This is a genomic window from Pseudomonas asturiensis (assembly GCF_900143095.1).
In the GTDB taxonomy this organism is placed as follows: Bacteria; Pseudomonadota; Gammaproteobacteria; order Pseudomonadales; family Pseudomonadaceae; genus Aquipseudomonas; species Aquipseudomonas asturiensis.
Map to the genome: position 1 here is coordinate 303,959 of NZ_FRDA01000004.1, position 22,293 is coordinate 326,251.

At 58.2% G+C, this 22,293-nt stretch carries 21 protein-coding genes and 2 pseudogenes; 14 read left to right on the top strand and 9 right to left on the bottom strand.

Annotated elements, in window-relative coordinates; genetic code table 11:
- Nucleotides 1-67: 67 nt before the first annotated feature.
- Nucleotides 68-724, bottom strand: coding sequence for an HAD family hydrolase (locus tag BUB69_RS09450; protein WP_073165138.1), 657 nt, complete (start codon nucleotides 722-724; stop codon nucleotides 68-70).
- 220 nt (nucleotides 725-944) lie between these two features.
- On the opposite strand from BUB69_RS09450, the gene BUB69_RS09455 reads away from it, so the two are divergent.
- Nucleotides 945-2,096, top strand: coding sequence for an MFS transporter (locus BUB69_RS09455; protein WP_073165143.1), 1,152 nt, complete (start codon nucleotides 945-947; stop codon nucleotides 2,094-2,096).
- A 3-nt stretch (nucleotides 2,097-2,099) separates the two neighbouring features.
- Here the strand turns inward: BUB69_RS09455 and BUB69_RS09460 are convergent, their stop codons facing one another.
- Both BUB69_RS09460 and BUB69_RS09465 read right to left on the bottom strand, forming a co-directional pair.
- Nucleotides 2,100-2,933, bottom strand: a complete 834-nt coding sequence (locus tag BUB69_RS09460) for a PhzF family phenazine biosynthesis protein (protein ID WP_073165146.1) — start codon at nucleotides 2,931-2,933, stop codon at nucleotides 2,100-2,102.
- 114 nt (nucleotides 2,934-3,047) lie between these two features.
- Entirely contained in the window at nucleotides 3,048-3,530 is a 483-nt protein-coding gene (locus tag BUB69_RS09465; protein ID WP_073165686.1) for a multidrug/biocide efflux PACE transporter, read from the bottom strand.
- 98 nt (nucleotides 3,531-3,628) lie between these two features.
- On the opposite strand from BUB69_RS09465, the gene BUB69_RS09470 reads away from it, so the two are divergent.
- From BUB69_RS09470 to BUB69_RS09485, 4 genes and pseudogenes are all read left to right on the top strand, one after another.
- Entirely contained in the window at nucleotides 3,629-4,513 is an 885-nt protein-coding gene (locus BUB69_RS09470) for a LysR family transcriptional regulator (RefSeq protein WP_073165149.1), read from the top strand.
- 108 nt (nucleotides 4,514-4,621) lie between these two features.
- The gene (locus tag BUB69_RS09475; RefSeq protein WP_073165152.1) at nucleotides 4,622-5,821 is read left to right on the top strand and encodes a GGDEF domain-containing protein; all 1,200 of its coding nucleotides are present in this window, start codon (nucleotides 4,622-4,624) and stop codon (nucleotides 5,819-5,821) included.
- 138 nt (nucleotides 5,822-5,959) lie between these two features.
- Nucleotides 5,960-7,095: pseudogene (locus tag BUB69_RS09480) on the top strand (polymorphic toxin type 44 domain-containing protein).
- Nucleotides 7,068-7,472, top strand: a complete 405-nt coding sequence (locus BUB69_RS09485; protein WP_245825271.1) for a hypothetical protein — start codon at nucleotides 7,068-7,070, stop codon at nucleotides 7,470-7,472. The pseudogene BUB69_RS09480 and the gene BUB69_RS09485 overlap by 28 nt, the downstream one beginning before the upstream one ends.
- A 98-nt stretch (nucleotides 7,473-7,570) precedes the next feature.
- On the opposite strand, the gene BUB69_RS09490 is transcribed toward BUB69_RS09485, so the two are convergent.
- Nucleotides 7,571-7,819: a DUF6124 family protein gene (locus tag BUB69_RS09490; RefSeq protein ID WP_342744029.1), complete on the bottom strand. Its 249-nt coding sequence runs from the start codon at nucleotides 7,817-7,819 to the stop codon at nucleotides 7,571-7,573.
- A gap of 151 nt (nucleotides 7,820-7,970) precedes the next feature.
- Here BUB69_RS09490 and BUB69_RS09495 point away from each other — a divergent pair, with 151 nt between their 5' ends.
- Both BUB69_RS09495 and BUB69_RS09500 read left to right on the top strand, forming a co-directional pair.
- Entirely contained in the window at nucleotides 7,971-8,186 is a 216-nt protein-coding gene (locus BUB69_RS09495; RefSeq protein ID WP_073165158.1) for a DUF6434 domain-containing protein, read from the top strand.
- A gap of 239 nt (nucleotides 8,187-8,425) precedes the next feature.
- Complete coding sequence (locus BUB69_RS09500) at nucleotides 8,426-10,519, top strand: hybrid sensor histidine kinase/response regulator (RefSeq protein WP_163032228.1); 2,094 nt, start codon at nucleotides 8,426-8,428, stop codon at nucleotides 10,517-10,519.
- 51 nt (nucleotides 10,520-10,570) lie between these two features.
- On the opposite strand, the gene BUB69_RS09505 is transcribed toward BUB69_RS09500, so the two are convergent.
- Both BUB69_RS09505 and katB read right to left on the bottom strand, forming a co-directional pair.
- Nucleotides 10,571-11,125, bottom strand: coding sequence for an ankyrin repeat domain-containing protein (locus tag BUB69_RS09505; protein ID WP_073165161.1), 555 nt, complete (start codon nucleotides 11,123-11,125; stop codon nucleotides 10,571-10,573).
- 60 nt (nucleotides 11,126-11,185) lie between these two features.
- Nucleotides 11,186-12,691 (bottom strand): catalase KatB, encoded by a 1,506-nt coding sequence (gene katB, locus BUB69_RS09510; protein ID WP_163032229.1) that lies wholly within the window; start codon nucleotides 12,689-12,691, stop codon nucleotides 11,186-11,188.
- A 638-nt stretch (nucleotides 12,692-13,329) separates the two neighbouring features.
- Between katB and BUB69_RS09515 the strand changes: the two genes are divergently transcribed.
- The 4 genes and pseudogenes from BUB69_RS09515 (at nucleotide 13,330) to BUB69_RS09525 (ending at nucleotide 17,014) form a co-directional block, all read left to right on the top strand.
- On the top strand, nucleotides 13,330-14,043 hold the full coding sequence (locus BUB69_RS09515; RefSeq protein ID WP_073165167.1) for a GNAT family N-acetyltransferase: 714 nt from the start codon (nucleotides 13,330-13,332) through the stop codon (nucleotides 14,041-14,043).
- Between the two features lie 182 nt (nucleotides 14,044-14,225).
- Nucleotides 14,226-15,008: pseudogene (locus BUB69_RS29570) on the top strand (MCP four helix bundle domain-containing protein); the annotation flags it as partial.
- Nucleotides 15,003-15,866, top strand: coding sequence for a methyl-accepting chemotaxis protein (locus BUB69_RS29575; protein WP_425439360.1), 864 nt, complete (start codon nucleotides 15,003-15,005; stop codon nucleotides 15,864-15,866). The pseudogene BUB69_RS29570 and the gene BUB69_RS29575, both read left to right, overlap by 6 nt.
- A gap of 293 nt (nucleotides 15,867-16,159) precedes the next feature.
- Nucleotides 16,160-17,014: a CAP domain-containing protein gene (locus tag BUB69_RS09525; RefSeq protein ID WP_073165173.1), complete on the top strand. Its 855-nt coding sequence runs from the start codon at nucleotides 16,160-16,162 to the stop codon at nucleotides 17,012-17,014.
- Between the two features lie 34 nt (nucleotides 17,015-17,048).
- Here the strand turns inward: BUB69_RS09525 and BUB69_RS09530 are convergent, their stop codons facing one another.
- The 3 genes from BUB69_RS09530 to BUB69_RS09540 all read right to left on the bottom strand — a co-directional run bounded on the left by BUB69_RS09530 (nucleotide 17,049) and on the right by BUB69_RS09540 (nucleotide 20,037).
- Nucleotides 17,049-17,477 carry a nuclear transport factor 2 family protein gene (locus BUB69_RS09530; RefSeq protein ID WP_073165176.1) on the bottom strand — a complete coding sequence of 143 codons (429 nt, stop codon included), beginning with the start codon at nucleotides 17,475-17,477 and terminating at the stop codon, nucleotides 17,049-17,051.
- Between the two features lie 177 nt (nucleotides 17,478-17,654).
- Nucleotides 17,655-19,286, bottom strand: a complete 1,632-nt coding sequence (locus BUB69_RS09535; RefSeq protein WP_073165180.1) for a methyl-accepting chemotaxis protein — start codon at nucleotides 19,284-19,286, stop codon at nucleotides 17,655-17,657.
- Nucleotides 19,287-19,419: 133 nt separating this feature from the next.
- Nucleotides 19,420-20,037 (bottom strand): TetR/AcrR family transcriptional regulator, encoded by a 618-nt coding sequence (locus BUB69_RS09540; protein WP_073165183.1) that lies wholly within the window; start codon nucleotides 20,035-20,037, stop codon nucleotides 19,420-19,422.
- 226 nt (nucleotides 20,038-20,263) lie between these two features.
- On the opposite strand from BUB69_RS09540, the gene BUB69_RS09545 reads away from it, so the two are divergent.
- From BUB69_RS09545 to BUB69_RS09555, 3 genes are all read left to right on the top strand, one after another.
- On the top strand, nucleotides 20,264-20,788 hold the full coding sequence (locus BUB69_RS09545) for a DUF3237 domain-containing protein (RefSeq protein ID WP_073165186.1): 525 nt from the start codon (nucleotides 20,264-20,266) through the stop codon (nucleotides 20,786-20,788).
- A 268-nt stretch (nucleotides 20,789-21,056) separates the two neighbouring features.
- The gene (locus tag BUB69_RS09550; protein ID WP_073165190.1) at nucleotides 21,057-21,662 is read left to right on the top strand and encodes a hypothetical protein; all 606 of its coding nucleotides are present in this window, start codon (nucleotides 21,057-21,059) and stop codon (nucleotides 21,660-21,662) included.
- Nucleotides 21,663-21,676: 14 nt separating this feature from the next.
- Entirely contained in the window at nucleotides 21,677-22,255 is a 579-nt protein-coding gene (locus BUB69_RS09555) for a hypothetical protein (protein ID WP_073165193.1), read from the top strand.
- The last annotated feature ends 38 nt before the right edge of the window (nucleotides 22,256-22,293 follow it).

A 22,293-nucleotide genomic window follows, 5' to 3' on the forward strand; every position in this document is an offset into this window, starting at 1 on the left:
CGGTTTGGGGCAAGCGGCTGCCAGTTTAGTGTGCGGGCGTGGAAAAAGCTTCAGGGCAAATGGACTATCACGCTGCCGGTTTAAGAAACTGCCACAGTGCATCCGCCTCGAAATCCCGGATCACACTGCGCGCACCGGCTTCGCGGAGTTGATCTTCCTGCAATCCTGAAAGCATGCCAAAGGTATGAATGCCTGCCGCGTGGGCCGATTGAACACCGGCCAGGGAATCTTCGAAGGCGATGGCATCCTCTGCGCTGACGTCGAGCAGTTCCAGTGCGGTCAGGTAGGGCATGGGGTGAGGCTTGCCGTGGGCCAGTTCCCCGCCGATCACGATGACCTCGAATCGATCGGCAATGCCCAGGCCGGTCAGCATGGCCAGGGCGTTTTCCCGAGGTGCGTTGGTGACGACCGCAGTGCGCAGCCCGCGTTGTTCTGCATGGTCGAGGAGGTGAAGTACGCCTGCGACGGGAATGGTTTCACCGAGCCGGGCGCGGAACATGGCTTCTTTTTCCGCAGCAAGGGCCGGGTAGTGCGAAGGGGCAAGGTCAGGAAAGAGACCGGCAAAAATCATGTTGTCAGGAAAGCCCATGACGTGTGCCTTGTAGTAGCCAATGTCCATCGAGCGGCCCCAGCGAGCCAGCAACTGGTTGAAGGCATTCAAATGCAGCTCATCGGTGTCGATGAGGGTTCCATCCAGATCGAACAACAGCGCAGACAGGGCCATTGAGTCTTGCTCCTTGTGATTGGGTGTCTTCGTGGCCTCCCCGCCGAATCTTGCAGCAACGGGCCGTGGGAGGGGAAATCTAGACCAGCCCCTCATTTTTTGCCATGCGCCGGGCGCTGTCTGAGGACAGGCGTTTGGTTAATCCATCAGCTTTGTTAGTCTGTCGCGCTGGCCGGCTCTTTTGCGCGTGGCCTTCAAACCGTTTCCACAAGGAGCATGCATGACCTCTTTCAGCACCGTAGCCCAGGATGCCAAGGCTCGGGCCGAACAGTCCTCGACGCGCATTGCGTTTTTCATCGCAGGTTTCAGCGTGGCGTCCTGGGCGCCGTTGGTGCCTTACGCCAAGCAGCGGATGGGGCTCGACGAAGGGACGTTGGGCTTGCTGCTGCTGTGCCTGGGGGTGGGTTCGATCATCGCCATGCCGCTGGCCGGGGCGCTGGCGGCGCGTTTTGGTTGCCGGCGTCTGCTGGTCTGCTCGACACTGCTGATCTGCCTGTGCCTGCCGCTGCTGGCAACGGTGTCGAGCCTGCCGCTGCTGATCGCTGTGCTGTTTCTGTTCGGTGCCAGTATGGGCGGTGTGGACTGCACGGCCAACGTGCAGGCGGTGATCGTCGAGCGAGCCAGCGGCAAGACCATGATGTCAGGCTTTCATGGCCTGTTCAGTCTGGGTGGTATCGTCGGTGCTGCCGGGGTCAGCGGCCTGCTCAGTCTGGGTATTTCGCCGTTTGCCTCAATGCTGGTGGTGGTTGCGCTGACACTGTTGGCGTTGGCCAAGGCCGCCCCCAATCTGCTGTCTTACGGCAGCCGCTCCGATGGACCTGCGTTCGCGATCCCGCATGGTGTGGTGCTCTTCATCGGGCTGTTGTGCTTCACGGTGTTTCTGGCCGAAGGCGCGATGCTGGACTGGAGTGCGGTGTTCCTCACCTCGCTGCGCGGCGTCGAAGCGTCCTATGCTGGTCTGGGCTACGCAGTATTCGCGGTGACGATGACACTGGGGCGCCTGTTTGGCGACGCAATCGTACGACGGGTCGGCTCCAATCGGGTCATCATTCTCGGCGGGCTCTGTGCGGCGGCTGGCCTGGCTGTGGCCACGCTGATCCCTGCGTGGGAAGCCGCGTTACTGGGCTATGCACTGGTGGGAGCGGGCTGCTCGAACATCGTGCCGGTCTGCTACAGCGCCGTCGGACGACAGAAAACCATGCCGCAAAGCGTGGCAATCCCGGCGATCACCACGGTGGGTTATGCCGGGATCCTGATCGGGCCGGCGGCCATCGGCTTCATCGCCCATGTCAGCAGCCTTGAAATCGCCTTCATGATCGTGGCTGTCATGCTGCTGGGCGTGGCGGTGGGCGGCAGCAAGTTGCGGACCTGAACCCTAGAGCCTGCGCGCCATGCCCGACACGCGGATCGAACTGCCGGTCTGTTCCGGTATCTCGGCACGCAGGCGCGAGCGGCTGCCCATGTCCTCGCCTTGCAGGACGTCAATCATTCCGCCATGCGGCCAGCCGATGTCGCGAAGATAGCCGCCCAGTGCCGCAGTCGCCGCGCCGGTCGCCGGGTCTTCGTACACGCCGCCGAAGGCAAACGGATTGCGGGTATGAAAAAACTGCTCGCGCTCGGCATAGGCCAGAAGAATCGTGGCCCAGCCTTCACGAACCATCAGGTCATGCCCGGTTTGCTGATCGTAGTGCATGGCCTTGAGCCTGGCCCGGCTGTTCAACGCCAGAATCAGGTGCCCGGCACCGCCATTAATGTGAGCAGGCGGGATACGCTGATCCAGATCGTCATGGGTGTAACCGAACAGCGCCAGGGCCTCGTCCAGCACCTGTGTGCTGATCGGCTTGCTGTGGGTTGCAGGTGATTGCAACGCCGCCGAGGTCAGCGAGCCCTGCGCGTGGCCTTCGACGGTAATCTGCGCGTGATTGAGTGTCAGGTTGAACACTCCGTCGCCTTCCCGAGCCGCCAGTGCTGCACCCAGCGCGATGGTCGCGTGACCACAGAACGGCACTTCCGCCAGCGGCGAGAAGTAACGCACCCGCCAGCCATCGTCGACAGGTGCTGCAAATGCCGTCTCGGAAAATCCGACCTCAGCGGCGATCTGCTGCATGACCTGCTCGTCGGGCAACGCTTCGCCGATCCATACGCCAGCCGGATTACCACCCTGATCCCCGTCGCTGAACGCAGCCAGTTTGAGTATTTCAGTCGCCATTATTGCGGGTCCTTTGCCGTGGTCGTGGGCTGACAGTGTGCTTGAGTGGCGAGCCGATAATCCAGCCAGACGTTTTGATGCTGCGCATCTGCGGGATTGATGGATGACTGGTCCTCAAAGCGCTTCGCATTTCGCAGGACGGCGCTGCGAGACCCGCTCACGTACCTTGTCGTAGGCCCAATTGAACAGCATGGTGTACGGCAGGAACATCAGCAGCAGGCCGATATCCAGCAGGAAGGCCTCGAACAGGCTGATCGACAGCCACCATGCAGCCAGCGGCACGACCACCAGAATCAACCCGGCCTCGAAGCCCATCGCATGCAATGCGCGGGTCAGCAGGGTCATGGCGAAGCCGAACCGGGTCCGCAGGCGGTCGAACAGAGCGTTGTAAACCATGTTCCAGAGCATGGCCACCGTGGAGATCATGATCGTCATCGCACCCATCATTGCCAGCGAGTGGTTCATCAACCAGGCGAGCAGTGGCGCGACCAGAATGACGCCGCCCACTTCGAACAGGGTGGCGTGCAGCGCGCGCTCCTTGATGGATTTGCTCGGTACTTCAGTCTGGTCCCGGGTGGTTTTGACGGTGCGACTCATGACGCGTCTGTCCTTTTTGCTCATTCGTGGCCGCATTATCATCGGTCATTGCGTTAAGCTGAAAATCATTACCATCGGCAAAACCGATAGAGGCGACCATGAGTTACTCACCTGAAGCACTGGAAGCGTTCGCGCAGATCGCGGCATTGGGCTCGTTCAGCGCCGCTGCGCGTCGTCTGGGCAAGAGCCAGTCGACCATCAGCGAAGCGATTTCCCGGCTGGAAATTGATCTGGGCCTGGAGCTGTTTGATCGCTCCTCGCGCCAGCCGGTGTTGACCGAGGCAGGCAAGGTGATGCTCGGTCGGGTTGACGACGTGCTGTGCGCGGCCGACCGGTTACGCCGGGCGGCTGGCCGACTGGTCGAAGGCGTCGAACCGCGGTTGACGCTGGTGCTGTCGGATGCCAACCAGTTTGCCGATTTCGAACGGCTGATGACTGAACTGGATCAGCGCTTTCCCGAGCTTGAGATGGAGTGTGTGTTCGCCGAGCACGGCGATGCGATCAGCCTGGTGCAGTCGGGCAGGGCGTCGTTGGGATTGCTTTCGGCACAGGCCAGTTATCCGCCCGAAATCGGCCATGCAACCATCGACGAGAGCGCGGACTTCGGTCTGTTCGTCTCGCACAACCACCCGCTGGCCGCGCTGGAGCGGGTGGATTATCAGCAACTGGCGCGCTACCGGGCACTACGCCTCAACACACTGGTCGAGCAAAGCATTCCCACCGACGACTTGCCGACCAGTGGCCACCGGCACTGGTCAGCGCCCAATTACCTGTTGCTGATGGACATGGCCGCGTTTGGCTTCGGCTGGTCGGCATTACCGCGCTGGCTGGTGTCGCGCTACTCGGGTGGACTGTTGAAGGAACTCAAGGTTTCCGGCTGGCCAAGACGCTCGGCGGTGGACGTGATCTGGTCCTTTCAACGCAGCCTGGGACCTGCGGGGTCGTGGTTGCTGGATTCGCTGGTGCCGTTTGCCGGGGAGTAAGCAGGGGCACAGCCACGCCTGCGCCGCCAATCGCAGGCGATGAGTCAAAGTGATAGCCGTCTGCCATAATGCCGCCGTCGCAAGCACTCCCCACCATGAAGTCGCCCCATGCTCCTGAACGATCCTTTCACCTTGCTGCTGCTCATCACGCCGTTCGGGTTGATGACGGCGATTCTGCTGTGTCTGTCCTGCATGAGCCTGAGCCGCCGTAATGCGCCGCTCTACTGGTGGCTGGCCGGTGACCTGGTGTTGACCGCCTACCGCGTGGCGGACATGCTTCAACCCGGCCTGCTGGCACCCGATTATGCCTGGCTCGGTATCTTTTCCCCGGAGCAGGCATTGCTGGCCAGCACCGGCTTGCTGCTGGTGGCCATCGGTTGCCATACAGCGGCGCTGATCCAGTTTCACGAGCGCACCGGTGACCGTTATTTTTACGCCACCGTGGTGCTGACGCCGGCACTGCTTTACTGCGTGATCGCCGTGCTGATCCTCAGTACTTCCTGGCTGCTGCCGTGGTTTTCATTCATGGCGCTTTTGGTCATCGGCTATCAGTTCAAGGTGTCCCTGGGGTTGAAGGACCGTTATCGCGGAGCGTGGGGGTTGTTGGCCGGGCAGGCGGTGGTCATGTATTTTCATGGTTCTTCAGCGCTGCAACTGATCATCGAACCCATTGGTCCGCTGCCATTCGACGAACCTGACATGCTTTCAAAAGGCGCGCTGGCCATGGACTTCATGGTCTCGTTCCTTTTTACCTTGAGCTTCGCCTTGATGCTGCAAGAGCAACTGCGCATGCAGCTCTACACGCTGGGCGTCACCGATGCGCTGACCGGCGCAATGAACCGCCGCGGTGCTGCTGCCACGCTGGACCGGGAATGGGCCCATGCCTCAAGTGGCAAATACCCGTTGGCGGTGGCCATGATCGACCTGGACAATTTCAAGGTCATCAACGACACGTTTGGTCATGCGGTGGGCGATACGGCACTGCAATGCTTTGCCCAGACCGTGTTCACGCTCAAGCGCAGCCCCGACATTTTTGTGCGCTGGGGCGGTGAAGAGTTTCTGTTGGTGTTCCCGCGCACCAGTGCCCGGCAGGCGCAGGATTTTCTTGATCGATTGCGCGATGTACTGAAGGCCCGCGAGCTGGAACCGGGCCTGCCGTTACGTATTGGGTTCAGTGCCGGGCTTGCCGAAACCACCGTGGATCATCACCCCAGCTTCGAGCGCCTGCTGAGCGCCGTCGACAAGGCGTTGTATCGCGCCAAGCAACACCGTGACCGGATAGAGGTTGTGACGACAGCTGACCTTTGAAACGGCCTGCCCGCCTAGGTTTGTAAGGTTTCCTGCATAAGGCTCAGAAGCGTCTGACAGATCCCCTTGAGTATCTCCTTTAGCTTCATCACCCCCTGCATCTGCGCAGGGTTTGCGTGATGAACAAAAGGACCCCGCATGATTCCCTCCGCACGCCAGGGCGACCTGCACGTCTGCCCGATTCCGGGTCACATCCCGACACCTATCGTTACGGCCTCCAGCGATGTACTGGCCAACGCCATGAACGTCGCGCGGGTCGGCGACGTCTGTGCCTGCGGCGCTGTTATCGTCGCGGGCTTCCCGTCGATACTGGTCAACGGCCGCCCCATGGCCCATCTGGGCAGCCCCAGCAGCCATGGCGGAATGATCGTCAACGGCAGCCCGGATGTGGTGGGTGGGTTTAACGCGGGTGTTGACGGTGGGGACCGTGTGGTGAATTTTTCGCGGCTTGGGATGTTGCGTGACGACGGCACTTTGGATGAGTCGCGTTTGAGTGAACTGGTGAGCGATCCGGAGTTGCTTCTTAAGGCGCAGGCGGCTGGTGCGGTGGTTGACTCCGACAAGCATCAGGACGCAGATATGTCGCGGTGACTTGTATTCATCCTGATGAGCTGAATGATTTGTCTTGTTATATCGCTGGAGAAATCAACCGCAATCGGTGCCATGCCGTCGTGTTGAATATGAGGAAACTGCTTGATTATGACGTTGCAGAGGAAACGCGGAAGTGGATGGAGTTACCTTGGTATTCCAAGGTAGGAAGTGCAAATAATCCACAGGTGATGGGGAACACCTACAAGGTTGCTGCGTTGATGATGTGGACGGAAAAAGTTGGCCAAAATAGACCCTGGGACCACAAATCGCTGATAAGAAAGATGTATCGCGGACGTGCTTGGCATAAACAGGGTGCCTACATGTATTTTCATGATATCTGGTCGAATATTCATTACGGATACGTGGGTATGGCTGCTGGGTTGTCTGAACAACTCCTGCTGGACGGAGCCGGTTTGGAGCAAATAGGTTCTGATACCTTGCGCAAAATGCAGAATTGGAAAAAGAACCCTGGCCCTCATCGCTCAGATGATATCACCGGATTTCGCGCCTGGGACGATGCACCTGATCGGATCTCGATTCAAATCGGAGTTGATTTATACACATGTTGTCCTGATGGCGTTAGTGCAAGCCAGGTGATGAAAAGCGTCATGTCGGTAAGCCCCGAAGCCTGGGGCGAAGGCATTAGGTTTCATGATTGCAACAATTCGAACCACACACGCTGATGGACGCCAGGTTCAAATTCCTGATGCTGCTTTCACCTTTCGCGGTGTGGCAAGTCTCTACGCCAAGTGTGACGCTTCATTACTCTGAAAGCGCAACGAGCGAGTTGAGTTATATCTGGAATACCCATCATCGTACATTCAAACGCCGTTTGCTTCCGGGCGAAACGACGGGTGATTACGGAGCGATTTATGAGGGCGAGGACTTCTTCATGGAGGTCTATTGGTGGGACAACGGGAATATCAGCGACTGTGTTCGAATCGATCCCAAGTGGCACGAGACGCATATCTATCTGAAAGCTGATGGTCGAGTTGATACATCGCCTGCAGGTGGCACGGATGTGGACCGGCTGTACCCTTGCCTTGGGAGCGATATTTAGCGCAGGCGGATTGTATTTGCAGGTGTGCCCGGTTTCGTCATGGAGATCTCTGTCGTTGGCCCGCAAACGCATGCGCGCTCACGGGCCACGACCTCATCTTACGCGCTGATCTCGATCTCGACCCCGCTCAGCCAGAGGTCGTTCACGGTCTTGGCCAGTTCGACCAGATGCGTGACCGCGAACGCCAACTGGCGATCGGTTCCGCTCAGACGGTCGCCGCTTTCGTAAGTTGTGGCAGCGGCGCGGCAGAGCAGTTCGGCGTCGTAGTTCAGGGATTGTTCGAGGGTGGCGAGAGGGCGTGGCGGGTTGGCGCAAGGGGGCAGGGTTTTCTCGGAAATTTCATTCAAGAGAAAGAGAAATGTCCATTCAAGGGCCTGAAATGAACTGACGAATTACCTACAGTGAAGGGCTTTTGCTCTCATGTGAACAGCGCCTGACTCGTGGTTACGTCAGAATCGCGCTATAACAGATCGCGTTTCCTTTATGGATGAATCGGACATGGCATTCGACTGGCATAGCGATGTGATTACCCGCGACACCGCTGTAGATGCGCACTATCGAAATACTCAGAACGTGCGGCGTTTCATGACCGAGCAGTGCGGTTCGCAGTTCAGGTTCGACAGACCCTTCATGGCGTGGATTATCGACGACACACCCAAAAGCATGGGGCAGGTAGTGGATGAGTGGCTGCGCAGACATGCGATGGCACACTGATGAACCTGTGTGCACTCATAAAGGTGACCGCAGCGTCATGATCGGCCTGCCCGCGTAGAGACCCGTACATCCAGTCGAGATGTTGCGTGTGAAACATGGGCACCGATCATCGCTCTTCACCGCTTTTTTGCGCAGCAAATTGCCATTACTTTTGCCAGCGAGGCGTTTTTCTCGTAGCGTGCTCATGCCGGCCTGTTGAATGGGAAAACGGCGACGATCATTCCCCAGGTGCCGCTGCTTTGACCCCGACTGAATTGCAAGATCTCCAGAACCGATTAAAGGCGCTGGAAGATGAAAATACCCTGCTCAAAGAACGACTGAGTGTCGATGGTCGCAACGCCGAGCATGCATTGGCATTGTCTCAGGAACGCTACCGTTTTCTGTTCGACGCTATGGACGAAGGCTTTTGCGTCATCGAGTTTTTTGACGGTCCGCATGGCCCGCTCAGTGACTACATTCACGTCGAAGCGAACCCGGCCTACGAGTACCACGCCGGCATTCCCAACGTGGTCGGCAAGAAGCTGCGCGAGATGGTTCGCGAAGAGGCCGATGACTGGGTGCGGTTCTACGGCAAGGTGCTGGCCACCGGCGAGCCTATCCGTTTCGAGCGTGAGCTTGAGGCGACCGGACGCTTTCTGGCCCTGACTGCTTTTCGCATTGAACCTGCCAGTCGCAAGCAGGTGGCCGTGCTGTTTCAGGACATCACCGAACGCAAGCGTGCCGAGCGTGCTCTGCAGCAACTCAATGAAACCCTCGAAGCCCGCGTTGTCGAGGCTGTCGCCGAGCGTAACGTGCTGGCCGATGTGGTGAACGGCACCAATGCCTTCATTCATGTGATTGACTTGAATTATCGCTGGGTGGCCATCAACGGCTCGGCAGCGCGCGAGTTCGAACGTCTGTTCGGCGTTCGGCCCAAGGTGGGCGACAACATGCTTGAGTGGCTTGACGACCGGCCCGAGAGCAAGGCGGGGATGCGTCAGCGCTGGGCGCGAGCGCTGTCGGGCGAGGAGTTTGCGGAAAGCGTGAATTTTCCCGATTCGACCGACCCCGCCCGTCATTTCGAAATGCGCTACAGCACGTTGCGCAACGCCGATGGCCAGCCCATCGGCGCCTACCTGTTTGCCTACGATGTCAGCGAACGACGGCGCGAGCAGGACCGACTGAGTCAGGCCGAAGAAGCCTTGCGCCAGTCCCAGAAAATGGAAGCCGTTGGCCAGTTGACCGGCGGTATCGCCCACGATTTCAACAACCTGCTGACCGGTATCACCGGATCTCTGGAACTGCTCAAGAGCCGCCTGAGCCAGGGTCGCTTCACCGAAATCGATCGTTATGTGGCCGCTGCCCAGGACGCGTCCAAGCGGGCCGCGTCGTTGACCCATCGCCTGCTGGCGTTTTCCAGGCGCCAGACGCTGGACCCCAAACCGGTCGATATCAATCGACTGGTGGCGGGTATGGAAGAATTGATCCGTCGTACCGTGGGGCCGCACATTACGGTGGAAGTGGTGACATCGGTCGGGTTGTGGTCAACCTTCATCGACGCGCCGCAACTGGAAAACGCGCTGCTCAACCTGTGCATCAATGCCCGTGACGCCATGCCGCAAGGCGGGCGGATCACCATCGAGACGGCCAACAAATGGATTGATGAGCGCGGCTCCCAGAGCCGCGATCTGTCGCCGGGGCAATACCTGTCGCTGTGCGTCAGCGACACCGGCACGGGCATGACCCCTGAGGTGATGAACCGCGCCTTCGATCCGTTCTTCACGACCAAACCGCTGGGGCAAGGCACTGGGTTGGGCCTGTCGATGGTCTACGGCTTCGTACGTCAGTCCGGCGGGCAGGTGCGTATCTATTCGGAGCCTGATCAAGGCACCACGATGTGCCTCTACCTGCCGCGTCATTACCTGGGCGCGCCGGAAGAGGTCGAGGCTGTGGAGGCGTCCGGGGACGTGCGTACTCAGAGTTCGCGCACCGTGATGATCGTCGACGACGAGCCGACCATTCGCATGCTGGTGGCCGAAGTGCTCCAGGATGAAGGCTATATCGCCATTGAGGCGGGCGAGGGTGCATCGGCGCTCAAAGTGCTGGAAACCGATACCCGTATCGACTTGCTGGTCACCGACGTCGGGCTGCCGGGGGGCATGAACGGCCGACAACTGGCCGATGCCGCACGCGTCGTCCGGCCTGACCTGAAGGTGCTGTTCATCACCGGTTACGCCGAAAACGCGATCATTGGTAACGGTCATCTTGACCCGGGCATGTGGGTGCTGACCAAGCCCTTCACCATGGAAGCGTTTGCCAGCCGCATCTACGAAATGATCGAGCGCGAGGGCTGATCGCGCAAAGCTTTCTGTTGCATCAGTCATCCCGATTGCCGGCCCTGAATCTCAGCGCGTCGGCAGCGCCTGGAATTCGCCTTTTGACAATCCCTGCACATCGTTGCCCATGCTATCGCGCAGGCTCAGGTCGGCGCCTTTGTCAGTCAGCTCCTTGAGCACTTCGGTACGCTTGAACAGCGCTGCGTACATGGCGGCAGTCTGGCCGGCATTGTTGGTCAGGTTTGCTCCGCAGTCGGCCTGCACCAGACGTTTGGCGATGCTCAGCTCACCCTTGAAAATCGCCCCCATCAGCGCAGTATTGCCGCGGTTGTCCTTGGCGCAAGGGTCGGCGCCAGCGTCTATCAGGCGCACGACGGAATCTTCATGACCATGGTAGGCCGCGAGGATCAGGCCGGTGTAGCCTTGTTCGTCCCGAACGTTGAGGTCGTAATGCGCTTCGATGAAGGTATCCAGCATGGGGTTATTGCCTTCGCGAGAGGCATCGAAGAACAGCGTGCGCAACTGGTTTGCGGTCTGTTGCGCATCAAGAGGCTGCGCCGCTGTGGGTTGTTCTGCCTGAGCAACGGCGCTCAACAGCAGCAGCCCGTATAGAAAGGTTCTCACTGGCGTTCTCCGGGTCTGAACCACCCCTGCACGCATGCGCAGGGGCGGGACATCAGATCATCAGTCTTTGAGGCTGGCAGCCAGCGATTTGACTTTGCTCAGATCGCCTTTGGCCACTTCGGTCACCCGGGTGCCGTAGGTGGGATCGGCCTTGTACAAGAACGACAGCATGATGTTCTTGCTTTCGGTATCGGTGTCCGCCAGCGACTCGCCGAAGCTCTGAACCAGATCGGTCTGCTCTTTCGGGCTGTACGAGCGGTACAGATCGCCAGCCTGCTTGAAGTTCTGCTCGCGGGTGATCCTGGCCTGCTGGGTGGTGCCGCTGACCGGCAGCTGACTGTAACGCGCACTGTCTTCGGCAGGACGCGGTTCCAGACGGCTCGGCTCATAATTGACGCCGCTGGTGGTGTGGCCGGTGTTCAGCGCGCCGTCCTGGTTGCCATTGTTCACGGCTACTTTAGGCTGGTTGACCGGCAGACTCAGACCATTGGCGCCCAAGCGATACATCTGGGTGTCGGCGTAGGAGAACACCCGGCCCTGCAGCAGACGGTCTTCGGACGGCTCGATGCCTGGCACCAGGTTGGCGGGCGCCATGGCGACCTGCTCGGTTTCCTGGAAGAAGTTGTCGACGTTCTTGTTCAGGACCATCTGGCCGATTTTCTTCTCGGGAACGTCAGGCCAGATTTTGGTGGCGTCCAGGGGGTCGAATTCGAACTTGGCCAGATCTTCAGGTTTGAGCACCTGAATGTAGAGGTCCCATTTCGGGAAATCGCCTTTCTTGATCGCGCCGACCAGGTCGTTGGTCAGGTGGCTGTAGTCCTTGGACTGGACCTTGGCCACTTCGTCCGGGTCAAGGTTCTTGATGCCTTGCAGGGTTTTCCAGTGGAACTTGACGTAGTGCACTTCGCCTTTGGCGTTGACCAGTTTGTAAGCGTGTACGCCGTTGCCGTCCATGAAGCGATAACCGGCTGGCGTGCCTTCGTTGGAGTACAGCAGGGTCAGGGTGCGCGTGGCTTCCGGGACATGGGAAAAGAAGTCAAAGCGACGCGAGTCGTTGTCCAGGTTGGTGCGCGGGTCTGGTTTGAAGGCGTGAACCATGTCCGGGAACTTGATGGCGTCGCGGATGAAGAACGTCGGGAAGTTGTTGCCTACCAGGTCCCAGTTACCGTCGGCCGTATAGAACTTGGTCGCGAAACCGTGAGGGTCACGCAGGGTTTCAGGCGAGTGATTACCATGCACCACGGAAGAGAAACGCACGAAGACCGGGGTTTTTTCACCGGATTTGAAAACGGTTGCCTTGCTCAGGTCGCTGATATCCGCCGATGCGGTAAATTCGCCTTTCACGCCTGTACCACGAGCATGCACCACACGCTCAGGGATGCGTTCGCGGTCAAAGCGCTGCAGTTTTTGCAGCAACTGCACGTCTTGCAGCAATACCGGACCCTGGGCACCCGCGGTCTGGGAGTTCTGGTTATCTCCCACTGCCGCGCCATTGTCGCGGGTCAGGGTATCGGCTGCGTAGGCAGTCGGGATACTGATAAGGCCGACTGCAGTTAAACAAACCATGTTTCTGGACCAGTTTAATAACGGCATTTTGATTCCCTCATATTTTTTTAGTAGGCCGGGCAATGTTAGGCGCGCGGGAGGGAAGTCGATGATTATAAAAATCAATCGGGGTGATTAAGATAAATATTGAGCGGGAGCGGGAACCGCGCGATGACGCAGCTTAGAGGGAATAACCCGCGCCGTTAACATCAGCGATGCGGGAATTTAAAAATGTTTTTCTTGTACTTTCTATGATGCTCGTAATTCTTTAACCTGTTGAATTTTAATGCATTTAAATTCTATTTGATCTGGTGGTTGCTTCCATTGATTAGCGTTATCAGGGTTGCATCACCTTAATCATGAGTGTCGATTAATGGCTGGATTTTTGATAGTAGTCTTGTAAGTTTCAGTACGGGCGTGCCAGTTTAAGTCACACTTTATTATTGGGTTGATGGCGTGTTGATATTATTTTAGAGGTGGAATGAAGTTCAAGCGACCGTGGGTGACAGCGCAGTAGGAAATAAGACCGTCATGGACAACACACTACGGCAATCCTGTTCTGGCCTGCGGTGACTGCGATCTGCTCTCCACACCCTGACGCGGTATCATGGCGCGTTACCCGCCTCAGGCACGCCTTACCCCTTGGAGCCAGACGTTCAATGTCTACCGTCATGCTGTTGCAAAGCCCGCCACCCGAATTCATTCGTAGCCAGATCCAGCAGATGGTGGTCGATTACGTCACCGACATCAGTCTGGTGGCCATCGCGCCGGGCAATCCGCTGTACAACCTCTATCAGTATGGCGTTGGTTATGAGGTGCATCTGTACCTCAATGCAATGGATGGCTCCGGCAGCATGGCCGTCGAACTGATCGTGGCACTGGATGACGATGACCCTGAAACCGTGCTGGGTTTCCTGCTTTATCTGCCCGTGCAGAACGATCCGAACGCATGTGCCGTTACCTACCTGGCGGTCCGGGAGAGTCATCGGGGTCAGGGTATTGCACGCGCGATGCTCGACAAAATGATCAGTCGCTATCCGCATGCCGAGTTGTACTGTGTGGTCGACAAGGTGCCGTATTTCGAGTCGCTGGGCTTTCAGGTGCTGGGTACACGCGGGCCGCATGTGGTCATGAACACCCGTGATCACGGCACTGAAGGACTCCTGGCGGTGATGGACATTGCGCCGATCTACAGCTCGGTTGAGGTGCGGCAAATCCATGCCTACCTGCTCAAACAGCATGGAGAAAGAGCGATGGCGGAGGCCGAGAAGGAACGCGATCAACGTCTCGACCGGATGACGCGAGAAGCGAAGGTCTTTGTGCAGCAGCGGCCGGCCCAGGACGGGGCGCGTCAGCCGAAACTGCTTCACTGATCATCAGCCCCTTGTATTCCTGAGGCTCAGACGAATGCTTTGCAGCAGATTCTGCTGATCTGTAACTTATTTTGTACCGTTTGGAACGTTTGCTTTATCGGTGAAGTCACTATGACATCATTGCTGAATGGGTAAACCCTTTCAGCTTAGTCGTCATTCCCCATTAAGCAACGGCCCACCCTATGAATATCCTGCGTCAGTCAAAGTTTTCGACCAAGCTCCTCTCTGCGTTCATCATTTGTGCGCTTATTACGTTGGCAGTGGGCGGGTTGGGCATGACGGGTGTGACCCGTCTTGGCAATGCGCTGGAGCTGACGTTTTCCAATAGCCTGGTGTCGGTGAGCAACACCAACGAAACGCTGACCAGCCTGACGGCGCATAACCGTGGTCTCTATCGCCTGCTGGATGCGCAGGACGGCGGCGTTTCGGAAACCGACAAGGAGCGCGTCAGGCAAGCCCTGGCCGATGACCTGGCCCGCGCTCAGAAAGTGTTCTCCATCTACCGCGCAACGCCATTGGAGGACGACGAGCGTGTTGCCGGCGACCAGCTGGAGCAATTGCTGCCCTCGTACATTGCCGGTTCCCAGCAGGTGGTCGAGCTGATTCGGGCTGGCGATCTGGATAACGCACGTTCTCGCCTCAATACACTGTCTAGTGAGGGCTTCGTCAAGGTTCGCAGTTACCTGCGCACCATGATTGACTCCAACAATCGTCAGATCAAGGAAGGCGCCGTTGCCGCCGCAGAGCTGAGGAACAGCTCTGTGCTGATGCTGGAAGCCGGCGTTGTGATTGCTTTTATCGTGGCCATTCTGTTGGGGATCTTCATTACTCGCATGATCACCCGGCCGTTGGCAGTGGCCGTGGTCAGCGCTCAACGCATTGCTGGCGGTGACCTGACTCAGCCGATCGTCTCCACCAGTGGCGATGAAGCCGGGCAGTTGCTTGATGCGCTTTCGCACATGCAGACCGGTTTGAAAAACACGATTCAGCAGATCGCCAGTGCTTCCGATCAGTTGGCATCGGCGGCCGAAGAGCTGAGTGCCGTGACCGACGAGAGCACGCGTGGATTGACCCGCCAGAATGACGAAATTCAGCAGGCCGCGACTGCGGTGAATCAGATGACGGCGGCTGTGGAAGAAGTGGCGCGTAATGCGGTGTCTACCTCCGAAGCCTCGAAGACCGCGACCGAAGATGCTGTCGATGGACGTGGACAGGTTGACCATACGGTCAAAGGCATCACGACCATGGTGCATGAAATCACCGAGTCCACCGAGGCCGTTTCCGAGCTGGCCGGGCATGTACGTGAAATCAGCAAGGTGCTGGACGTGATCCGCAGCATTGCCGAACAGACCAACCTGCTGGCGTTGAACGCGGCCATCGAGGCTGCACGTGCCGGTGAACAGGGTCGCGGTTTTGCGGTGGTGGCTGACGAAGTGCGCGCACTGGCTCACCGCACCCAGGCTTCTACGGTGGAAATCGAAGGCATGATCAGCACCGTGCAGTCAGGTGCTGACGGCGCTGTGGCGGCCATGGGCAAGAGCCTGTCGCTGGCCACCAATACGCAGGAGCTGGCGTTGCGTGCAGGCTCTGCGCTGGAGAAGATCACTCAGGGTGTTGCGACGATCAACGAGCGTAACCTGGTCATTGCCTCTGCCTCTGAAGAACAGGCCCAGGTGGCCCGCGAAGTGGACAGAAACCTGCTGAACATTCAGGACCTCTCGACCCAGAGCGCGGCGGGTGCCAACCAGACCAGCGCGTCGAGCCAGGAGCTGTCGCGTCTGGCCACGTCCTTCAATGCGCTGGTGGCGCAGTTCAGGCTGTAAGCGATCAGACGATACGTTTTCGTCCACAGACAACGCCTGGTTAGTAGACGAAACACTACTGCTGGCGATGGCATCTGCTCAGTGGATGAGCGGATCGTTTGAAGGGCCGTATCACCGGCAAGCCGCCTTCCACCTTCGGGTTTGTGCTTCGAAACAGCGCAGATTCCGAGAAATATCACTGCGTTTTCTGCCTGCTCACTGGGCAGTAAACGCGGTAACAGTCGAAAAAAGCAGTTGCACGCCACCGGGTGAGGTCGCGCATGATAGGCGCACTCAATTCGCCGGAGGTTTTCATGCGTTTCACCACGTCCATCTTGCGCATAGCGACGTTGTCGTTGGGGGTCTTTATGGCCCAGTCGGCTCTGGCCTCCGATGAGACGCAACTGATCGATTCGCTCAATACCTGGCGGGGTCAGGTGCAGCGTTGCGGTGATCAGGTGTCCATGGAGCTGCCGCCGCTGGTGAGCGACGCGCGTCTGGTTCTGCCTGCCAGTGGCAACCTGAATCTGCAACAGGCGTTGTCGCGCACCGCGTATCCGATGGTCACCGTACAGGCCATCACCCTGTCCGGACCGCGCGATGCGGCCTCGGCCTTGAAGGCCGTTCAGGAAACGTTCTGTCACGTGGTGCTGGATCCGCAGTTCATTGATATCGGCGTAAGCCGGGAAGGGCGCGACTGGCGCATCGTGCTGGCGCGCTCGCTGTTGGCGGCGCGTCTGGGTGACTGGCAGGCTGAGGGGCAGAAGGTGCTGGAGATGATCAACGTTGCCCGCGGCACGGCACGTCAGTGCGGGGCTCAGTCCTTCGCCGCAACCACACCGCTCACCTGGAACGCTATGCTGGGCACGGCCGCCCAAGGCCATTCCCAGGCGATGGCCAACCTGCACTTTTTCGATCACAAGGACCGGGAAGGGCGCACGCCCGGTGATCGTGCCGAACTGGCCGGTTATGTCGGTCAGCAGGTGGGCGAGAACATTGCGGCGGGTCAGGACTCGGCACGCAAGGTCGTGGATGGCTGGCTGGCAAGCCCGGGGCATTGCGCCAACCTTATGAATGCAGGGTTCCGGGAGCTGGGGGCCGCTTACGCAACCGATCCCAAGAGCGATGCAGGCATTTACTGGACTGCGATGTTCGGTACGCAGCAGTGAAGGGTTTCGCTCGCTGCGTACCGGCTGACGCGTGTCAGAAGCGGAATGCCTGGCGGCCGATCAACAGCCACTGACCTTTCTGCTTTTGCCAGATCTGGAAGTTCTCGATTTCGGTGGGCACCACTTTGCCGCTGTTCACGGCCTGGGCCGAGAAGTGGTTGCGTACCAGGGCGACGTCGTCGGACATCGTGATCTTCTGGTTGAGCATTTTCAGGTCATTGAAGGCGCTCTTGCCGGTTTCGATATCGGCAATGAACGCCTGCTTGTCCTGAATAGTGCCGCTGGAATGTCCGTAGGTGAGGTTGTCGGCGGTCAGCGCCTGAAGCTGCGCGATATCCTTGTGCCACATGGCCTGGGTCAGCTTATCCACCGCCTGGGCGACATCTGCCTCATCGGAGGGCGCGGCAACCACATAGCCGGTAAACAGGCACACAAAACCCACCAACAGTTTGAGCTTTCTCATGTTCGGTCCTTTTTCTTGTCGTTGTCTGGCGTGAGCGAAGCGCGACAGAATTACACTCTTATCTGTCGTCGTACAACTTAGTTCAAGGTCGTGGCTGTGACAAGAGGATTGCAGGACAGAGGAGCGCTGAGGGTGTGAAGCAGGCTGCCGAAACCCGATGTTCCGGCAGCCGTTCGTTCAGGACATCCTGAATTGGCGGGTCAGGCGGTTGAGGTCGGCAGCCAGCGTCGACAGTTCCGCTGTGGCGATGGCCGTCTGGTTGGAGCCCTCCGAGGTCTGGCTGGACAAGTCGCGAATGCTGACCAGGCTGCGGTCCACTTCTCGCGCAACCTGCGCCTGCTCTTCTGCCGCAGTGGCGATCATCAGATTGCGCTCGTTGATCTGGCTGATGGAGTCGGTAATGTCGAGCAACGCCTTGCCTGCGCCATTGGCCATTTCGAGTGTCTTCTGCGCCTGAACGCTGGTCTGCTCCATCGCAGTGACGGCATTGCCGGTACCAGACTGGATCGAGCTGACCATCGTTTCGATTTCCCGGGTCGACTGTTGAGTGCGATGGGCAAGCGCTCGCACCTCGTCAGCTACCACGGCAAAACCGCGTCCTGCTTCGCCTGCACGTGCGGCCTCAATGGCCGCATTGAGTGCCAGCAGGTTGGTCTGTTCGGCGATTGCCCGGATCACGTCCAGCACTTTGCTGATGTCCGTGGCCATGACAGCCAGACCCTGAACCTCGGTCGAGGTGATCTGCACCTTGGACACCATCAGATTGATCGCCGTGACCGTCTCGTCGACCTGCGTACGTCCGGCCATGGCCGCCGTGCTGGACTGGGAGGTCACTTGCGAGGCAGAGGCGGCGTTGCTGGCCACTTCCTCGACCGCAGCGCTCATCTGATTGACCGCCGTGGCGGCCATTTCGATTTCGTTGCTTTGACGCAAGATAGTGCGTGAGGCGTCTTCGGTGACCGCGTGCATCTCTTCCGACGTAGCCGCCAATTGCGTCGAGGAGTCTGCGATCAGCGTCAACGCATTACGCAGGTTGGTCTGCATCATGGCCAGTGCGGTGATCAGTTTGGCTGCCTCGTCGCTGCCTTCAACCTTGATGTCCTTGCTCAGGTTATTGGTGGCGATGCGTTCGGCAACCTCTAGGGACTCACCGATAGGTACGGTCAGGCTGCGGGTATAGAGCAAGGCAAGCAACAGCGTCGTGAAGACGCCGACGGCAATGAAAATACCGACCAGCCAGATCGTCTGATCGTAAGCGGCGTCTGCACTGTCTCCGGCTTTTTGTGCCTTGAGTTCGTTAATCCCGATCAGTTTCTTGAGTGAGGCCTCGACCTGGTCGGCCGCGCTTTTCATTTCGTTGTTGGAAATGGCCACCGCATTTTCGAGATTTCCGCCGGAGACGGAGGCCAGGTAGCTGTTCTGAGTACTCTGGTAGTCGGCGCTTGCCTTGTTGAATTCATCGAATGCCTGACGCCCTTGAGGCGTCACGATCAGTTTGCCCAACCCTGTCGAGTAGTCGCTGATCAATGAGCGTGACTGCTGAATATCAGCGAGCGCCCTGGTTTTGCGATCCTGAGGTTCAAGAGGATTACGCAGGCGGGCGTTATTGCCGCGTATCCCGACGAACTCCCGGTCCAGCGACCCGAGCAGCTTGACGCTGGGCAGTACATTGGTTTCGATGAATTTTTCGGCTTCGTTGAGGATCTGGGCTTGCCGAAGTGATAGCAGGCCCAGCGCTACGATTATCAGACAGAAAAAACCGAAGCAGAGGGCCGAGCGTGGGGCGAGGTTAAGTTTGCGCAGGATCATGAGCGTTCTCCGAGAGCGACCTAATGCCTATCGCCTGTCCCGGACGTTTCTTGACCAGATTGCGCAAATGAGTCGTGCCGTGTGTCGGAAGTGCAATGTTGCACCCAAAAAGAACGCACTCAGGCCTGGTGGATCAGCGCTGTCCCATACCGAGCAGGAACGTATCAACGGCTCGCCCGACCATCTGATGGATACGCTCCAGGCTCAATGGCAGCGGATGTTCCTGGTACAGACGAATGTCGGTCTCGGCCGTCAGGAGAGAGGTCAGTTGCAAGGCCGCCACATGAGGATCGGCGGTGCGCAGTTCTCCACGCTGCATGGCCGATTCCAGCAATGTGGAGATGGTCTGCAGGCACTCGCGAGGCCCTGATTCATAGAACAGCATGCCGATGTCCGAACGGCCTGACTCGGCGACGACCATCCGGTAGACGGCCAGCGCGCTGTTGTCGTTGATCAACACCATCAGCATGCGCTCACCGAAGCGTGTCAGGATCTCCCTGAGATCGGCTTCCTGAGCGCAGGGTGAAGCAAGTTCCGAGACGGCATCCGCCAGGTGGGCCGTGGCATGCCTGTTGACCACCGCGATGAAAAGTTCTTCTTTGGAAGGAAAGTAGCTGTAGATCGTTGCCTTGGAGCCGCCCATTCGTTTGGTGACTTCATTCATTGAAGTCCGCTCGTAGCCCATCTCAAGGAAAACGCTTGCCGCCGCGTCGATAATGGCTTCGCGACGAGCTTCGGTACGCACCTTCATTTGAATTCTTAATCCTTCAGTGATCAGCATCTGCAGCTGGAAAGCAAAAATAACATGGACGAAAACTAAACCGTTCGGTACGATTTCTTTCGTCTCTGTGGAGCTTACTGGAAACCAGGCTTCAAATAAACGTCGCTGCATGGACGCGTAGTGAGCAGGTCGTCAGGTGCATTGCTTTTTGCCACCTCAGCACTGCGTTTTATCGAACCATGGAGTGAGCAGACCCATGAACATCATTGATTTCAAGAAGCCGCGTCACCCGTCGGTGCGTGAGGCGAGAGCAAGCAAGGCTCCGTTGCTGGAAAAAGTGCTGACGGTGTTGCTGAGAACCGACATACCCACATTGATGGGCATCTGCAGTGGCGGGTTGCGCAGTAATCGCTCAATTCTGGGGGGAGAATTCCACGGGGAAGGGATTCGCGGTTCCGTACTGCCTGGCGGCAGTGATTTTTTCGTGGAATTGTCGAGCGATCTTGCCTTCTTCAATGCACGGTTTACCCTGCGAACCCAGTTGGGCGAGTTGATCAACGTGGAAAACCGAGGGACCCTGCTGATGGATGAAGTGGGCCAGGATCAGCTCCAGAGCGGTGTGTGGCCCATCGCTGAAGGCCATTACCAGTGCACGTGTACTCCGAAGTTCCAGGTGTCGCTCGGGCCTAATGACTGGCTGGAAAAGAGTGCGTTCATTGGCAAGGTTGACTACCTGAACGCCCAGGAACTAGTGATCAACTTCTACCGGATAAAGTATTGAACACAGGCGGTCTGCGGCGGCTGGCTTAACGCTCCTGTGTGTTTATAAGATCCTCCCGGGTGCTCATGTTTCAGCATTGTTTTCCCAGCCTGTTAGTTGCCTGATAACTCAACGTTCCGCCAGGCAGGCACACCTGAAACAAATTCGTTACAATCGCCGCCGATCTGACGCGGTGTCAGTTCTTGCATGCCATGGACCGGCAAAGACTGGCGGCATGCCATCATTTACTGATAGCAGATGTCGCTTCGGCTACTTCTCAAGGACGTTCATGAACAAGTTGCAGTACATGGCCGCGGCTCTATTGAGCCTGGCGCTGACGGGGTGTGTGTCCTTTGTGCCCGCAGGGCCTATAAGCCTGCCCGCCAAGGCCGTCGAGAACACATTGCCGATCGGGGCGATGGTCAAGGATGTTCAGGTCAGCGACCCCGCTATAGACGTTCTTCAGCGACGTAACATCAGTTCGCAGCTCACTGCGCAGATCGGTGCACATATCGAACGTGGCGAATACTTCCAGAAGATGATCGTATTCCCGGCAAAGCTTGGCGAGAAAGATGTCGAGCTGGCGTTCAACTTCACAACCCTCAAAGGCAAACGCACGCCGCATCCGGCGTATATTCCCGGCGCATTGCTGACGTTGACGATCTGGATCTGGGTGAATGGGCCGATTTACGTAGACACCTACGATCTCGCCGCCGAGCTGCGTGTCAACGACAGCCATGGCAAGCAGTTGGCGCTCAGCAGAAAAGAATTCAAGCGCGACATCAATACCGGGTTCTGGGACCGCGACTACTTCAACCCTTCAATGGGCGGTGCGCAGATGACTGACCTGGTTGAAGCACTGCTCTCGGACGCCACTCAACAATTGCCTCGCTGATAGGGATATCCCGCATGAACAAGTTTCTTATCTTACTTGCTGTACTGTTTTCTCTCTCGTTGCAAGGTTGCATGACCTATTCGCATCACGAACTCGCTCAGGCCCGGCAGTGGCCGCTTGCCCAGCCTGCCAAGCCAAAGCATGCGGCTTACCTGAAGGTGCAGTCCGAGTACGCGCTCAATGAAGACCGCGCCAATAGCAATGCTGATATCGCGGCGCTGGAAAAAGTGTTGCAGGAGGAGTTTCTGAACAGCCAGCGGTTCAGCAAGGTGACGACCCAACAGCAAGCCAGCGATGTCTACGTGACGGCCACCTTACGCAATCACGAAGAGGGCAGTCTTGGTCTGGCCTTCGTGACGGGTTTCACGTTTTTTCTGATTCCGAGCAAGGCGGACAACACTGTGTCGCTTGACCTGACGTTCCGCGATGTGGATGGCAAGAAACTGGGTCAGGTGAGCAAACAGGAAAAGCTGACCACCTGGAGGCATCTGGTGCTCGTCTTCGCCGTGCCTTTCAACGATTCCAGTGACCGGCTGATCCGGGAACTGGCGCGCAGTGCGCTTGAAGAGGCGGCAGGTAAAGGCTTGATTTGAGGGCGACGCCTGGCTGGAGCACGCTGTTGGCTTGCTCC

Coding starts and splice junctions, on each gene's coding strand:
- BUB69_RS09515 (WP_073165167.1), top strand. CDS start 13,330: ATGTCTACCGTCATGCTGTTGCAAAGCCCGCCACCCGAATTCATTCGT.
- BUB69_RS09545 (WP_073165186.1), top strand. CDS start 20,264: ATGAACATCATTGATTTCAAGAAGCCGCGTCACCCGTCGGTGCGTGAG.
- BUB69_RS09555 (WP_073165193.1), top strand. CDS start 21,677: ATGAACAAGTTTCTTATCTTACTTGCTGTACTGTTTTCTCTCTCGTTG.
- BUB69_RS09530 (WP_073165176.1), bottom strand. CDS start 17,477: ATGAGAAAGCTCAAACTGTTGGTGGGTTTTGTGTGCCTGTTTACCGGC.
- BUB69_RS09455 (WP_073165143.1), top strand. CDS start 945: ATGACCTCTTTCAGCACCGTAGCCCAGGATGCCAAGGCTCGGGCCGAA.
- BUB69_RS09525 (WP_073165173.1), top strand. CDS start 16,160: ATGCGTTTCACCACGTCCATCTTGCGCATAGCGACGTTGTCGTTGGGG.
- BUB69_RS09475 (WP_073165152.1), top strand. CDS start 4,622: ATGCTCCTGAACGATCCTTTCACCTTGCTGCTGCTCATCACGCCGTTC.
- BUB69_RS09550 (WP_073165190.1), top strand. CDS start 21,057: ATGAACAAGTTGCAGTACATGGCCGCGGCTCTATTGAGCCTGGCGCTG.
- BUB69_RS09450 (WP_073165138.1), bottom strand. CDS start 724: ATGGCCCTGTCTGCGCTGTTGTTCGATCTGGATGGAACCCTCATCGAC.
- BUB69_RS09535 (WP_073165180.1), bottom strand. CDS start 19,286: ATGATCCTGCGCAAACTTAACCTCGCCCCACGCTCGGCCCTCTGCTTC.
- BUB69_RS09470 (WP_073165149.1), top strand. CDS start 3,629: ATGAGTTACTCACCTGAAGCACTGGAAGCGTTCGCGCAGATCGCGGCA.
- BUB69_RS09460 (WP_073165146.1), bottom strand. CDS start 2,933: ATGGCGACTGAAATACTCAAACTGGCTGCGTTCAGCGACGGGGATCAG.
- BUB69_RS29575 (WP_425439360.1), top strand. CDS start 15,003: ATGCAGACCGGTTTGAAAAACACGATTCAGCAGATCGCCAGTGCTTCC.
- BUB69_RS09540 (WP_073165183.1), bottom strand. CDS start 20,037: ATGAAGGTGCGTACCGAAGCTCGTCGCGAAGCCATTATCGACGCGGCG.
- BUB69_RS09465 (WP_073165686.1), bottom strand. CDS start 3,530: ATGAGTCGCACCGTCAAAACCACCCGGGACCAGACTGAAGTACCGAGC.
- BUB69_RS09495 (WP_073165158.1), top strand. CDS start 7,971: ATGGCATTCGACTGGCATAGCGATGTGATTACCCGCGACACCGCTGTA.
- katB (WP_163032229.1), bottom strand. CDS start 12,691: ATGGTTTGTTTAACTGCAGTCGGCCTTATCAGTATCCCGACTGCCTAC.